The 14,550-nt window shown below is 72.4% G+C and carries 10 protein-coding genes; 3 read left to right on the plus strand and 7 right to left on the minus strand.

What is annotated here, in order from left to right; genetic code table 11:
* Positions 1 to 61: 61 nt before the first annotated feature.
* Both pulA and ACF09J_RS01025 read left to right on the plus strand, forming a co-directional pair.
* On the plus strand, positions 62 to 5,476 hold the full coding sequence (gene pulA, locus ACF09J_RS01020; protein WP_392303251.1) for a pullulanase-type alpha-1,6-glucosidase: 5,415 nt from the start codon (positions 62 to 64) through the stop codon (positions 5,474 to 5,476).
* A 35-nt stretch (positions 5,477 to 5,511) separates the two neighbouring features.
* On the plus strand, positions 5,512 to 5,868 hold the full coding sequence (locus ACF09J_RS01025) for a 5-carboxymethyl-2-hydroxymuconate Delta-isomerase (RefSeq protein WP_392303252.1): 357 nt from the start codon (positions 5,512 to 5,514) through the stop codon (positions 5,866 to 5,868).
* A gap of 18 nt (positions 5,869 to 5,886) precedes the next feature.
* On the opposite strand, the gene ACF09J_RS01030 is transcribed toward ACF09J_RS01025, so the two are convergent.
* From ACF09J_RS01030 to ACF09J_RS01040, 3 genes are all read right to left on the minus strand, one after another.
* Positions 5,887 to 6,576 carry a TetR/AcrR family transcriptional regulator gene (locus tag ACF09J_RS01030; RefSeq protein WP_392303253.1) on the minus strand — a complete coding sequence of 230 codons (690 nt, stop codon included), beginning with the start codon at positions 6,574 to 6,576 and terminating at the stop codon, positions 5,887 to 5,889.
* 97 nt (positions 6,577 to 6,673) lie between these two features.
* A complete protein-coding gene (locus ACF09J_RS01035; protein ID WP_392303254.1) occupies positions 6,674 to 8,596 on the minus strand; it encodes a hypothetical protein in 1,923 nt (640 codons plus the stop codon).
* A gap of 50 nt (positions 8,597 to 8,646) precedes the next feature.
* On the minus strand, positions 8,647 to 9,147 hold the full coding sequence (locus tag ACF09J_RS01040) for a tetratricopeptide repeat protein (RefSeq protein ID WP_392303255.1): 501 nt from the start codon (positions 9,145 to 9,147) through the stop codon (positions 8,647 to 8,649).
* A gap of 158 nt (positions 9,148 to 9,305) precedes the next feature.
* Between ACF09J_RS01040 and ACF09J_RS01045 the strand changes: the two genes are divergently transcribed.
* Positions 9,306 to 9,710, plus strand: a complete 405-nt coding sequence (locus ACF09J_RS01045) for a hypothetical protein (RefSeq protein WP_392303256.1) — start codon at positions 9,306 to 9,308, stop codon at positions 9,708 to 9,710.
* Between the two features lie 95 nt (positions 9,711 to 9,805).
* Here ACF09J_RS01045 and ACF09J_RS01050 read toward each other — a convergent pair whose 3' ends face one another.
* From ACF09J_RS01050 to ACF09J_RS01065, 4 genes are all read right to left on the minus strand, one after another.
* Positions 9,806 to 11,383, minus strand: coding sequence for a DUF1996 domain-containing protein (locus tag ACF09J_RS01050; RefSeq protein WP_392303257.1), 1,578 nt, complete (start codon positions 11,381 to 11,383; stop codon positions 9,806 to 9,808).
* 219 nt (positions 11,384 to 11,602) lie between these two features.
* Positions 11,603 to 12,595, minus strand: coding sequence for an NAD-dependent epimerase/dehydratase family protein (locus ACF09J_RS01055; protein ID WP_392303258.1), 993 nt, complete (start codon positions 12,593 to 12,595; stop codon positions 11,603 to 11,605).
* Positions 12,596 to 12,654: 59 nt separating this feature from the next.
* Positions 12,655 to 13,296, minus strand: coding sequence for a winged helix-turn-helix domain-containing protein (locus tag ACF09J_RS01060; protein ID WP_392303259.1), 642 nt, complete (start codon positions 13,294 to 13,296; stop codon positions 12,655 to 12,657).
* 449 nt (positions 13,297 to 13,745) lie between these two features.
* Entirely contained in the window at positions 13,746 to 14,438 is a 693-nt protein-coding gene (locus ACF09J_RS01065; RefSeq protein WP_392303260.1) for a hypothetical protein, read from the minus strand.
* Positions 14,439 to 14,550 lie beyond the last annotated feature (112 nt).

The following is a 14,550-nucleotide window of genomic DNA, read 5'->3' on the forward strand; positions in this document are numbered from 1 at the left end:
GGTTGAACGCCGGGGCGAGGGGGCGCAGTCAAGTGAGCCGTACCGCCAAGGAGTTCACCCCGTGATACCGAGATGGCCGGCGCCCTCGCGGCGCCGCACCCCGTCAGGCAGACGCGTCGCCGCCGTCACCGCGGCCGCGATTGCCGCAGCACTCCTCCCGCCGCTGACGGCGCGGGCCGCCGAAAAGCCGCCCGCGCCGCCCTCGGACGCGAAGCTGGCCGCCGAGCCCGCCCGGCACGACAGCACCCGGGAGCAGTTCTACTTCGTCCTGCCGGACCGTTTCGCCAACGGGGACACCGCCAACGACCGGGGCGGGCTGACCGGTTCACGGCTCGTCACCGGCTACGACCCCACCGACAAGGGCTTCTACCAGGGCGGCGACCTCAAGGGCCTGACCAGCCGGCTGGACTACATCAAGGGTCTGGGCACCACGGCCATCTGGCTGGCGCCGATCTTCAAGAACCAGCCCGTGCAGGGGACGGGGAAGGACGCCTCGGCCGGCTACCACGGCTACTGGATCACCGACTTCACCCGGGTCGACCCGCACTTCGGCACCAACAAGGACCTCACGACCCTCATCTCCAAGGCGCACGCCAAGGGCATGAAGGTCTTCTTCGACGTCATCACCAACCACACCGCCGACGTCGTCGACTACGAGGGCGGCGCCCACGAGTACCTGTCCAAGGGCGCGTTCCCGTACCTGACGAAGGACGGCCGGCCCTTCGACGACGCCACCTATGCGGACGGCACGGGGAAGTTCCCCGCCGTCGACACGTCCTCCTTCCCGCGCACGCCGGTCGTCCCGGCCGCGAAGAAGAACGCCAAGGTCCCGTCGTGGCTCAACGACCCCACGATGTACCACAACCGCGGCGACTCCACCTACGCCGGCGAGAACGCCACGTACGGCGACTTCTCCGGCCTCGACGACCTGTGGACCGAGCGCCCCGAGGTCGTCAGCGGCATGGAGAGGATCTACCAGCGCTGGGTGAAGGACTTCGGCGTCGACGGCTTCCGCATCGACACCGTCAAGCACGTCAACATGCAGTTCTGGACCCAGTGGGCCACGGCGCTCGACGCGTACGCCGCCGCCCACGGCCGCAAGGACTTCTTCATGTTCGGCGAGGTCTACTCCGCCGACACCTCCGTGAACGCCCCGTACGTCACCGAGGGCCGCCTCGACGCCACGCTCGACTTCCCGTTCCAGGACGCGGCCCGCGCCTACGTCTCCCAGGGCGGCAGCGCGAAGAGGCTCGCGGGGGTCTTCGGCGACGACTACAGGTACACGACCGACAAGGCCAACGCCTACGAGCAGGTCACCTTCCTCGGCAACCACGACATGGGCCGCTTCGGCTACTTCCTGAAGCAGGACGACCCGAAGGCCACCGACGCCGAGATCCTGCGCAAGGACATGCTCGCCAACGAGCTGATGTTCCTCAGCCGCGGCAACCCCGTCGTCTACTACGGCGACGAGCAGGGCTTCACCGGCTCCGGCGGCGACAAGGACGCCCGCCAGACCATGTTCGCCTCCAAGGTCGCCGACTACCTCGACGACGACCGGATCGGCACGGGCCGCGGCCACGCGAGCGACGCCTACGACACCTCCTCGCCCCTCTACCGGCAGATCGCCGCCCTCGCGAAGCTCCGCAAGGACAACCCGGCCCTCGCCGACGGGGTCCAGACCGAGCGGTACGCGGCGGACGGGCCCGGCGTCTACGCCTTCACCCGCACCGACGCCCGGACCGGGGCCGAGTACGTCGTCGCCGTCAACAACGCGGGCGAGGCGCGGACGGCCACGTTCGCCACCGGCTCGGCGCGCATGACGTACCGCGGGATCCACGGCACCGAAGCCGCCGTGACCTCCGGCGCCGACCGCAGGGTCACCGTCACCGTCCCGGCCGGATCGGCCGTCGTGCTCAAGGCCGCGGGCACCCTCGACCGGCCCGCCACCGAGCCGGCCGTCACCCTCACGCCCCCCGCCGCGGGCGCCACCGGCACCGTCGAGCTGAACGCCGACGTCACCGGCGGGCAGCTCGACCGGGTCGTCTTCGCCGCGCAGACCGGCAACGGCCCCTGGAAGGTGCTCGGCTCCGCCGACCACGCCCCCTACCGGGTCACCCAGACCCTGCCCCGTACCGTCCCGGCCGGCACCGCCCTGCGCTACAAGGCCGTCGTCGTCGACTCCGCTGGGCGCACGGCGGGCGCCACCGCGGCCTCCACCACCGGCACCCCGCCGGCCCCCGAGGTCCCCACCGCCGCCTCCCGCGACTACGCCGTCGTCCACTACAAGCGCGCCGACGGCGACTACGCGGACTGGGGCCTGTACGCCTGGGGCGACCTCGCCGACGGGGAGTCGACCACCTGGCCGGACAGCCACCCGTTCACCGGCCGCGACGCCTACGGAGCCTTCGCGTACGTCAAGCTGAAGCCGGGCGCCTCCGACGTCGGCTTCCTGGTCATCGACAAGGACGGCACCAAGGACGTCTCCGCCGACCGGACCATCGACGTCACCCGGACGGGCGAGGTCTGGATCGAGCAGGGCAAGGAGGACGTACGGACCACGCGCCCCGGGTATCCGGCGCAGGACCCGGCCAAGGCCGTCCTCCACTACCACCGTGCCGACGGGAACTACGACGGCTGGGGTCTGCACGTGTGGACCGGCGCCGCGAACCCCACCGACTGGTCGAAACCCCTCCAGCCGGTCAAGACTGACTCCTATGGCGCGGTCTTCGAGGTACCGCTCACCGACGGTGCCACCAGTCTCGGCTACATCATCCACAAGGGCGACGAGAAGGACCTGCCCGCGGACCAGTCCCTGGACCTCACGGCGGCCGACGGCCACGAGGTGTGGCTGATGAGCGGCCAGGACAAGCCCCTGCTGCCGCAGCCCGCCGGCGGCGCGGGCGCCCTCGACCTCACCACCTCGAAGGCGGTCTGGATCGACCGGGACACCGTGGCCCTCAAGGGCGTGGAAGGCGCCGCCTCCACCCAGCTGCTCTACTCCCACGACGGCTCGATCACCGTCCAGGACGGAACGCTGACCAGCGACGACGAGCGCTGGCTGCGCCTGGCGAGGACCACGCTCACCGACGCCCAGCAGGCGAGGTTCCCGCACCTGAAGGACTACACCGCCTGGTCCGTGGACCCGCGCGACCGCGCCCGCGTCCGCGAGGCCCTGCGCGGCCAGGTCGTCGCCTCCCAGCGAGCCGCCAACGGCGCCGTAATCGCGGCGACGGGCGTCCAGCTCGCGGGCGTGCTCGACGACGTGTACGGCACCCCTGCCGCCAAGGCGCAACTCGGCCCCTTTTTCCACCAGGGCAGGCCCACACTCAGCGTGTGGGCGCCGACCGCGCGGAACGTGGCCCTGGAACTGGACGGCAGGACGGTCGCCATGCACCGCGACGACACCACCGGCGTCTGGTCCGTCACCGGCCCGGCGTCCTGGAAGGACAAGCCCTACCGGTACGTCGTGACCGTCTGGGCGCCCACCGTCCGCAAGGTGGTCACCAACAAGGTCACCGACCCCTACTCGGTCGCCCTCACCGCGAACTCCGAGCGCAGCCTCGTCGTCGACCTCGACGACCGGGCGCTCACCCCGAGCGGCTGGCCGGGCCTGGCCAAGCCCAAGGCCGTACCGCTCAGGGACGCCCAGATCCAGGAGCTGCACATCCGCGACTTCTCCGTCGCGGACCGGACGGTCCCGGCCAAGGACCAGGGCACCTACCTGGCCTTCACCGACAAGAACAGCGACGGCTCCCGCCACCTGCGCGAACTGGCGAAGGCGGGCACGTCGTACGTGCACCTGCTGCCCGCCTTCGACATCGCCACCATCCCGGAGAGGAGGGCCGACCAGGCGGTCCCGGACTGCGACCCGGCCTCCTACCCGGCCGACTCCGAGCGGCAGCAGGCGTGCGTGGCGGCGACCGCCGCGAAGGACGCCTACAACTGGGGCTACGACCCCTACCACTACACGGTCCCCGAGGGCTCCTACGCCACCGACCCGGACGGCACGGCCCGTACCGTCGAGTTCCGGCGGATGGTCCAGGCGCTCAACCAGGACGGGCTGCGCGTCGTCATGGACGTCGTCTACAACCACACGGCCGCCGCCGGCCAGGCGGACACCTCCGTGCTCGACCGGATCGTGCCCGGCTACTACCAGCGGCTTCTCGCCGACGGCTCGGTGGCCGACAGCACCTGCTGCGCGAACACCGCGCCCGAGAACGCCATGATGGGCAAGCTGGTCGTCGACTCGGTCGTCACCTGGGCCAAGGAGTACAAGGTCGACGGCTTCCGCTTCGACCTCATGGGCCACCACCCCAAGGCGAACATGCTCGCGGTCCGCAAGGCACTCGACGCCCTCACGCTCAAGAATGACGGCGTCGACGGCAGGAGCATCATCCTGTACGGAGAGGGCTGGAACTTCGGCGAGGTCGCCGACGACGCGCGGTTCGTCCAGGCCACGCAGAAGAACATGGCGGGCACCGGCATCGCCACCTTCTCCGACCGGGCCCGTGACGCGGTCCGCGGTGGCGGCCCCTTCGACGACGACCCCGGAGTCCAGGGCTTCGCCTCCGGCCTCTACACCGACCCCAACTCCTCGCCGGCCAACGGCGGCAGCTCCGAGCAGAAGGCCCGCCTGCTGCACTACCAGGACCTGATCAAGGTCGGCCTGAGCGGCAACCTCGCCGCGTACCGCTTCACCGACACCGGCGGCAGGGAGGTCACCGGCGCCGAGGTCGACTACAACGGCGCGCCCGCCGGGTACGCGGACGCCCCCGGCGACGCCCTCGCCTACGCCGACGCCCACGACAACGAGTCGCTGTTCGACGCCCTCGCCTACAAACTGCCGTCCTCCACGAGCGCGGACGACCGGGCCCGGATGCAGGTCCTCGCCATGGCGACGGCCGCGCTGTCCCAGGGGCCCGCGCTGTCCCAGGCCGGGACCGACCTGCTGCGCTCCAAGTCCCTCGACCGCAACTCCTACGACAGCGGCGACTGGTTCAACGCCATCCACTGGAACTGCGCCGACGGCAACGGCTTCGGCCGCGGGCTGCCCATGGCGGCCGACAACCGGGACAAGTGGCCGTACGCCAAGCCGCTGCTCACCTCCGTCGCGGTGGGCTGCCCGCAGATCCAGGGCGCCTCGGCCGCGTACCGGGACCTGCTGCGCATCCGTACGACGGAGCAGGTGTTCTCCCTGGCCACGGCGGCGCAGGTGCAGCGGGAGCTGTCCTTCCCGCTGTCGGGCGGCGACGAGACGCCCGGCGTGATCACCATGAGGCTCGGCGATCTCGTCGTGGTGTTCAACGCCACGCCCGAACGGCAGCGGCAGCGCGTCGCGGAGCTGGCGGGCACCGGGTACCGGCTGCACCCGGTGCAGACGGCGGGCGCCGATCCGGTGGTCAGGACCTCGTCGTACGAGAGGGCGACCGGGACGTTCACGGTCCCGGCGCGTACGGTCGCGGTGTTCAGGAACTAGCGCGGGTCCCCGGTCGGCCCGGAACAGGAGAGCTCATGCCGCAGATCACCGTCGACTACTCCGAGCGGCTGGCCGACGCCTTCGACCGGCGTGCCTTCGCGCGGGAGCTGCACGCCCGCACGGTCGAGATCGCGGCCGCCAAGCCCCCGGCGTGCAAGACGCAGTTCCGCCGGACCGAGGACACCGTCGTCGGTCCGGACACCGAGGGGCACGCGATCGTGCACGTCACCGTCGGCCTGCTGACCGGGCGCACCGACGAGACGAAGGCACGCCTCACGGAGGCGGTCCTGGAGGCGCTGCGGCAGCATGTGAAGCCGGCCGAGGGCCTGGCGCTGCACGCGTCGGCCGAGGTCCGCGACCTCGACGCCTCGTACCGGAAGTTCGACGCCTAGCGAGGCTGGAGAGCAGCGTCAGGAGGCGAGGGCGACGAGCCGGCCGACCAGGTCCAGGAAGGGGCCGTCGGCCGGCTCGTCCTTGAAGGCCCCGCGCATGAGTGCGCCCATCTCCTCGTCGTGGGCGGCGCCGACGGCGACCAGCGCGCCGAAGTCGTGCACGAGCTGGACCTCCAGCTCGGCACGCGGGATGCGCCGGCCGTCCAGCCAGATCAGCGCCGTCGACTCCGCGAGGGAGATCCACGAGCGGACGACCAGTTCCAGCCGCGCGGGCGGCTGATCGATCCCGAGATGCGAAAGGATCTGGTCGTACGCGGCCTGCCGGACGGAGTCGATGAGCGCGTTGGTCGTCGAAGAGCCAACCGCCGGGCCGCCGCGCATCAGCGCCGAGAAACCGGGCCCGTGCTCGTCCACGAAGTCGAAGAACCGGCGCATCACCCGCAGCAGCCGCGCTCCCAGCGGGCCCTCGTGCGGCTCCGCGAACCGGCCCGCCAGATCCTCCGAGGCGCGCTTCAACGCGGCCTCGTACAGGCTGAGTTTGCCGGGGAAGTAGTGGTAGACCAGCGGGCGCGAGATGCCCGCGGCCGACGCTATCTCGTCGATGGAGACCTCGTCGGGCGAGCGGCGGCTGAACAGTTCGAGGGCGACGCCGATCAACTGCTGCCGTCGTTCGTCGACTCCCATCCTGCGGCGAACCCCGGTAGTCATACGAACACCTTACCGATCGATTCCGGCCCCGAACGGACCGGCAAGGACCGACCGCGGTGTTCGACCGCGGCTCGTCACACCCCGCCGCGCCGGCCGGTCACTTCCCGCGCAGCACGGTGACGGACCTGCCGTCGTCCAGCGTCCCCTTCAGGTCGGCCTGTGCGCCCTGCCGGGTCCGTACAGCGAGCAAGTGGCCCTGGGCGGAGGCGCTGACCCCTCCGGTGGCGCTGACCGAGGCGGTGTCCCGGCTGCCGGCGGCCAGCAGGTACCAGGCGCCCTCCTGCGACTTCCACAGCACCCCGGCCAGGACGTGCGGATCGCGCGCGCCGCACGCGGGCACGTTCTCGGCCTGGGCCGCGACCGCCGCGTACTTCCCGCCGGGCGTGTGGAACTGGGCCTGCACCAGGGGTCCGTCGCCGCGCCAGGTGTCGGCGCGGGTGCACACCCACGCGGCCGAGCCGGTCGCGTCGGGCAGCGGCTGCTCGGCGTACTCCCAGGCGTTGACCGACCGGACGCCCTGCGCGCGCACGGAAGCCAGCGAGCAGGCCAGCGGCGCCCAGGCACGCAGCCCCGCCGCACCCGACGCCTCCTGCGGGGCGTCGGGGCGGCCCGTGGTGAGGTGGGCGGGGGCCAGTTCGCCGAGGTCGGCCAGGAGAGGCGTGCCGGGCTCACCGGTGAGCTGGAGCACGTTCCACGAGGTGCAGCCGTTGGTCTGCTGGACCGGGCTGGCCAGCGGCGCGGTGACGCCGCCCGTGAGGCCGAGGTCCATCGCCCCGGCGTCCGGCTTGAGCAGGTCCCGCTCGGCCGCCGCCTTCACCCAGGGCGCCGTCAGATAGCGGACGTTGCCGTCGGCGCGGCCCAGCACCACCGCGCTCGCCTCGGCGCCGGCGGCGCCGTCGACCCGGGCGAAGTCGAGGGCCGCCCCGGCCGCGGAGTCCTTCGGCTCGGCGTAGCGGGCGATGCGCAGTCCGTCGTGGAAGAGCACCACGCGCGCGTTGTCGACCTCGCCGGCGTAGAGCAGTTGCGGCGGTCCCGCGGGGCCGCCCGTGGCGGTGCCGGGGGTGGCCGAGACCCGTACGGTGTCGCCGGGGCGGGCCCAGACGGCGAGGGCGCGGCGCAGCAGGGCCGTGTCGCCTGCCAGGTTCCCGCGGGCCGGCCACACGGAGAGGTCGAGCCGCGCGGAGGTCCGCCAGGCGGTGGGGGCGATCCTGGTCAGCCTGCCCGGGTCGAGGGCGGCCTCCGCGGACGGGTTGTGCGCGTAGGCGGGCGCGGCGGCGCCGTCGGGGCCCCAGCCGCCGCCCGGCAGCGCGACCAGCGCACCGCACACGGCGAGGGCCGCCGCCGCGGCGAGCGCGGCCCTGGTGTGCTGCCGGCGCCGCTTCAGATCGGTGGGCCGGGCCTGCAACGAGCAGGGGTCGAACTCCGGGGAGTCGAGGAGCGCGTACTGGGCGGGCAGGCGGTCGGCCTGGCGCAGCGCGGCGACCGGGTCGGCGACGCCCGCGGCCGTCAGCACCTCCCGCACGGCGGGGTCGGGGAGCCTTTCCAGACCGCGCAGGACGTAGGCGGCACGGGCCGGCCCGGACAGGGTCGCCAGCTTCTGGTCCAGGGCGAGTTCGTCGGCGCCGCCCGAGCGCGGGAACAGGCGCAGCCCCCACACCAGGGGCAGCAGCGGCCGCAGGCGGGCGCGTCCGGGCCGGATCCCGCGCCGCGGCGGGCGGCCCGCCCCCAGCGCCGTGCGGATCACCTGGAGGCGGACGAAGGCGTAGCCCGGGTCGGACTCGCGGCCGGCCGACTGGGCCGGGATCACGGTCGCCGACGTCCTGCCCCGCGGCAGCGCCCGCTGGGCCAGCGCGTGCGCCGTCAGCACCCGGCGGCCCCGCCCGAGCCCGGGCGGCAGCACCAGATAGGCGAGCCGGACCAGACGCGGATAGTGCTCGACGAGCGCGGCCTCGGCCCGCTCGGCATCGACGACCGGCCCGGGGGAGGACTTGTGACGCGGGGCGACATCCTGTGACTGCACGTCCAGGCAAACGAGCGAGCCGGTCCTTGGTCACACCGTGGCCCGCGGTCTCAGTCCTCCGGCTCCACCAGCAGCCGGGCGTAGTTCGCCATCGAGCGCTGGTAGCGCGGCAGATGGGGCGCGAGGGCGCCGAGGACGAGGGACAGGCCCTCGCGGTCACGGCCGAGACCGGACAGGCACAGCGCCAGGCACGCCCGTACGGCGTCGTCCAACTCGTCGGAGGGACCGTCGAGTTCGGGGGTGAGCAGCTTGACGCCCTCCTCCGGCCGGCCGAGGTTCCGCAGCGAGCTGGCCAGTTGGATCCTGGCCCGGCGGCCCCGGTAGCCGCTCAGCCCGCGCTCCAGGGCCTCCTGGTAGAGCGGCACCGCCTGGTCCGAGCGGCCGGTGGAGTCCCAGGCGCAGGCCTGCTCGAACGGGCCGAGCGGGCTGCCGTCCGGCAGTTCGGCGACGAGCGCGTCGATCCCGGCCCGGAACGCGGGCGCCTCGTCCTCGGAAAAGTCGTCGATGCGGGCCCAGGCGGCGGCCACGCGGTCTTCCCAGTCCTGGTTCACCGGCTCACGTTCGCACGCGTGTGCAGGCGGCGTCCACCCGATTGAGCGCTGTGCGCGCCGGAGCCGTATCGAAGGGCGGCCCCCTGCCGGGGCCCGGCGCGGCATGCTTGTGGCGCGTGCCGCCGGGAACGGAGTGCCGGAAGCTACCGGAGGAACAGATGAGGGTGACCCGACCGATGCTCGCGGTGGCCGGTGCCGCGGCGGCACTGGCGCTGACGGGGTGCGGCTCCGGCGACCGCGCGGCGGCGAAGGTGCCGCCGACGGCGACCGGCAGCCTGGAGAGCCTGGCCGCCGAGGTCGAGTGCGAGCCGGACATGCAGACCGACGCCGACACCATCCGGCAGGCGATCTGCACCGTCTCCTCCGGCAAGTTCGTCCTCGCCACCTTCGCCACCGACCGCGGCCAGCGGGAGTGGATCGACGACGCCAAGGACTACGGCGGCTCCTACCTCGTCGGCCGCAAGTGGGTCGCCGTCGGCGACAGCGGCGTGGTCACCGCGCTGCGCGCCACCCTCGGCGGCGACGTGGAGACCGGCACCGACCACAGCGCCCACGGCGGCTGAGTCACTCGGGCACACGGCGAAGGCCGGCGGCGGGATCTCTCCCGCCGCCGGCCTTCTTCACGAGGTCACCGGACCGGTGTCACCGGATCAGGGCGTCACTTGCAGTTCCGGCCCGTGTTGAGGCAGTTGGCGATCTTGTTCGCCAGGCCGCCGGTCGTGATGTTGATGAAGTCGTCGTGGTCGGTGTGCGCCTTGTGCAGCTGCTCGGGGAAGCCGTCGACCGCGTAGGCGTTCTTGACCACGCCGTTCTCGACGGTCGGCCGCGGCACGTCGTAGACCAGGCGCATGGTGAGCTGCGGGATGGCCTTGAAGCCGCTGGGGCAGTTGCCGCGATCGTCGGCGAAGGCGATGTGCGTACGGTGGTTGGCGCTGTCGGTGTTCTGCCCGTCCCAGCAGCTCTGGAAGGCGAACGTGCGGACCATCTTGCTGCCCTCGGGGCAGATCGGGTACTGCTCCGTCAGCTGGACCTTGTTCTCGAAGCCGGTGCAGCTCCAGTGCGCGTTGGCGTTGGCCAGACCGTTGGTCGTGGTCTTGGCGTCACCGGTGATGATGCGCAGGAACTGCGGCATGGCGACGACCTTGCCGGTCGGGCTGCCGACGTACTTGATCTCCGCCTGGAGCGGCTTGAGGATCCGGCCGACGTTGCCCTCCTTGCCGCCGCCGTCCGCGTCCTGGTCGAAGTCCTGCGAGCCGTCCTGGACCCGGATCACCGGCCAGTAGTACGCCGACAGGTCGTTCTTGTTCTGGCAGCTCGTGCCGCCCTGGAGGAACGTGTCGTTGCTCGCGAACGCGTCGATCTTCTGGTTGCCGACGTAGTCGTGCAGGTGGTGGGCGCCGTTGGCCACGCCGGGCGCCACGATCACGTTGTCGGTGTTGTGGTTGCCGTTGGCGTTCACACCGCAGCGTGTGGTGAAGGTGCCGTTCGAGGCGCCCCGGCTCTTGCGCGGCTTGGCCTTGACGTTGGCCTGGACCGTGGTGATGTCCACGAAGTCCGCCGCGACCGGGCCGTTTCCGGCCTGACCGCCGGTGCCCTGCTGCCCGTCGTCTCCGCCCTGCTGCCCGCCGTCGTTCTGACCGCCGTTGTCCTGGCCGCCGTTGTCGCCCTGCTGCCCGTTGTCCTGCCCGTTGTCCTGGCCGTCGTTCTGGCCGTTGTCCTGACCGCCTTCGCCGTTGCCCGCGTCCGTCTGGTTCTGCTCGACGGGGGTGCCGGTGCAGGGCGCCATGTCGTCCAGGTTGCCCGGCGTCCTGCCGCCGGCCCGGTTGATCTCCAGCCTGATCCGGTCGAGGATCGCCTTCCGCCGGTCCTTCAGCGGGCCCAGGATGGAGTTCTGGACGAAGCTCGCGTCCCTGGCCTGCGCGTCGCGCGTGGTGGCCAGCCGCTGGTAGGCCTCGGTGATCTGCTGGTCGAGCGTGGCGAGTTCGCCGTCGACCTCTCCACGGGCCTGCTCCGGCACGGCGGTGAGCTGCTGACCGATGTCCGGGCACTTGATCGTCGCGACCTGCGCGTTGACGGCCTTCGTCCGGTTGCCTCCCCACGCGTCGTTCTTCGACTCGTGCGCGGATGCGTAGTAGTTCGCCCAGACAAGCCCGCCCCCACCGAGCGCTAGGGCCGCCGCCCCGGCTATGGCCTTGGTGGCCAGCGGCATTCGGCGTTTGCGTGTGTTGCGTCCCATGGAACTCCTCTGACTTCCTTGCGGGGCAGCATCGAGGCGCCCGACAGGAGTGAAGCGGCTCCCATGGATACGGACGTGGTCCCGGGCGTGTTCAGCCGACCCACGAATTGATGCGCGATTCTCGGGTCACTCAGGCCGCAACTGCCGTGTCTGCCCTGGCAGTTGCGGCAGCACCAACTGAAACTCAAGGCCGCCTCGAGTCCGGGAATTCTCTTCGCTCTAGAGCCCGAGCACCTTCGCCTCCACGGCCGGATCCAGGCCCAGCGGAGGCCGGCCCGGGCGCTGCGGGGCCGCACCACCCAGGGCTTGGAGCCAGGTCCAGGTGTCCGCGACCGTCTCGGTCACGGGGCGGCAGCGCAGGCCGGTCGCGAGGGCACGGCCGACGTCGGCGCCGCCCAGCGCCCGGTGGGCCTCGCTGCCCGGAGGCGTCCAGACCGGCAGCTCCGTCCAGGGCTCGATGCCCGCCGCGAGCACGGTCTCCGGATCGGTCCAGCGCAGCTCGGCGTCGGCGCCGGTGGCCCGCACGCACGCCTCAAGGAGCTCGCCCATCGTCGCGTGCCCCGCCGGGCTCACCATGTTGTACGGCCCGCTCAGCTCCCGCTCCAGCGCCCCGAGGATCCACGCGGCGAGGTCGCGGACGTCGATGTACTGGAGGGGCAGGTCCCGCGGACCGGGCGCCAGCACGGGGCCGCCCCGCGCGATCCGGTTCAGCCACCAGGGCAGCCGCCCGATGTTCTCGTGCGGCCCGAGGATGAGCCCGGCCCGTACGAGCACCGAGCGGTCCGCCCCGAAGGCCTCCACCGCGGCCAGCTCGCCGCCCCGCTTGTCCTGCGGGTACTCCGTCTGCCCTGCGCCTGCCTCGGCGCCCTCGACCAGCGGCGCCTCCTCGGTGTAGCCGGCGGGCGGGGCCCAGGCGTACACCGAGCAGGTCGACACGTACACGTACCGGCCGGCGCGGTCCCGCAGCAGCCGCGCCGCGTCCCGGACCGCGCGGGGCGCGGCCGACCAGGTGTCGACGACCGCGTCCCACGCGCCGTCCGTCAGGGCTTCGAGCCCGTCCGGCGTGGTGCGGTCGCCGCGCAACGACCGCACTCCGGGAACGGGCGCGTGCCGCCCCCGGTTCAGGACCGTCACATCCCAGCCGCGCCCGGCCGCCGCCTCGGCGACGGCCCGCCCCGCGAACTCCGTACCACCCAGCACCAGAAGTCTCATACCGGTGACTGTGCCCGTCCGGGCCGTGGCAGGGAACCGGATTCTGCCCTCGGCAGAGATCAACGTCCGGCCGGCGGAGCGTACTTGTAGCCTACGCGGCGTACGGTCTGGATCGCCCGGCGGTGCTCGGTGCCCAGTTTGCGGCGCAGCCGGGCGATGTGGACGTCGACGGTGCGACCGTCGCCCACATGGCCGTAGCCCCAGACCGTGGAGACGAGCTGGTCGCGGGTGTGCACGCGGTGCGGGTGCGCCACGAGATGGGCCAGAAGCTCGAACTCCAGGTAGGTGAGGTCGAGTTCGTGCCCGTCCACCTCCGCGATCCGCCGTGCGGTGTCGACGCGGACGAGCGGGTCGCCGGCAGCGGGCGCGGTGTCGCCGTCCGCCCCGGCCTCCGGGCGGCCCGGATGGCCGGGCACCGCCACCGGCAGATGCGGCTGCTGCTGGTCGGCGGGCACGAGCACCAGGTATCCGACCATCGGCGGCCGGCCCGGCAGCCTGGGCAGGGCGTGCGGCGGAGCCGGCAGCCAGGTGGCGCCGGGCGGCAGGAGATCGGCGATCCCCACGACGTCGTCCCGGCCCACGGCCCGCAGCCGGTGCCGTGCGGAGACGGAGGCAGGGGCAGAGGCGGAGAAGGGCGAGGGGGAGCGGGAGGAGACGGGGGCGGGAAGGGAGGCGTCGGTCAGAGAACGGGTGGTCGCCATGACAGGTCAGCTCTTTTCGCGGGAGAGGTTCGCCGGAGGGCCGACGGCCGCGAGTTCGTGGTCGGGCGCGTCGGGACGTACGTCGTTCCGCGCGGGCCGGAGACCGGTGGGTTACGGCTTCACCGGGTCCGCGCGTGCGGCGCGCGGCAACAGAGCCGGTCGAAGTCGTGGTGCTGACGGGAGGGCCAGAACGGCTCCAGATCGTCGCGGCTCGTCGCGACGCACTCCCGGAAACCGACCATGCCCCCATTGAAGCAGACCCCGTGTTTGGACAGGACCCTCTTCTCACTGCGCGGACACCTCCCGCCGGGCAGCCGGCGCCCGGCGGTCGCGCCACCCGTCCGGAAGTGCGGGCCGGTGAGGCGGTCGTCGATCCCGGCGCCGCGCACGGCGAGGGCCCGCCGCTCCCGGTTGGGAACAGCGGGCCCCTTCCCGTCGTGGGGTGGGTGTCAGCCCACCTTCTCGATCAGCGCGCGCCGGATCAGGAACTTGCCCGGCTCGCGGACCTCCTCGAAGGCCGCGTCGTTGAGCAGGACGCAACTGCCGGAGACGGACGTGACCTTCACCGTGATGGCCTTGTCGTTGTCCAGGTTGGTGACCTTCAGGGTGGTGCCCGCCGGGAACTGGTTGCTGGACGCGGCCGGTGCGCCGCCCTCGCCGGAGAGCGTCACGGTGGAGCCCTCGCACACCTGCCGGCCGGACGCGGCGACATCGCCGCCGGCGTTCCCGGCGGCACCGGCCTGCTGTCCGTTCTCCTGTCCGGCCTGCTGTCCGGCTTCCTGGCCGTTCTGCGCCTCCTGCTGCCCGGCCTGGGAGTCCTGAGCCGACTCCCCAACCGTGCATCCGGACGCGGCCTGCTTGCGCTTGATCTCCTCGATGACCTCCTGCCGGTTGGCGATCCGCGCCTCGGACAGCGCGTCCGGGTCGGCCCGCTGGCCGTCGATGAACTTCTGGTTGTTGCCGAGGGCGGTGGCGAGCCCCTGACAGGCCGTCGAGTCCGCGGCGGACAGGGTCCGCGGGGTCTCCGGCTGCGCGGCGTTGGACGTGGCGGCGAGGGCGAAGGCCCCGCCGCCGGCCACCGCCGCGGCCGTGACCAGCAGCGCGACCTTCTTCTTGGTGCTGACAGTGCGCCTACGCGACATGCGCGCCTCCTGAAGAGGTGGGGGAGCGTACGCCGCTAGGTACGAGATGCCGCACGAGGTTACTCAGCGGTTGCGATGTCAGTTGAAGTGACCTGCGTCATAGGAGAGTTGG

Source organism: Streptomyces sp. NPDC014889, from assembly GCF_043081205.1.
Taxonomy (GTDB): domain Bacteria; phylum Actinomycetota; class Actinomycetes; order Streptomycetales; family Streptomycetaceae; genus Streptomyces.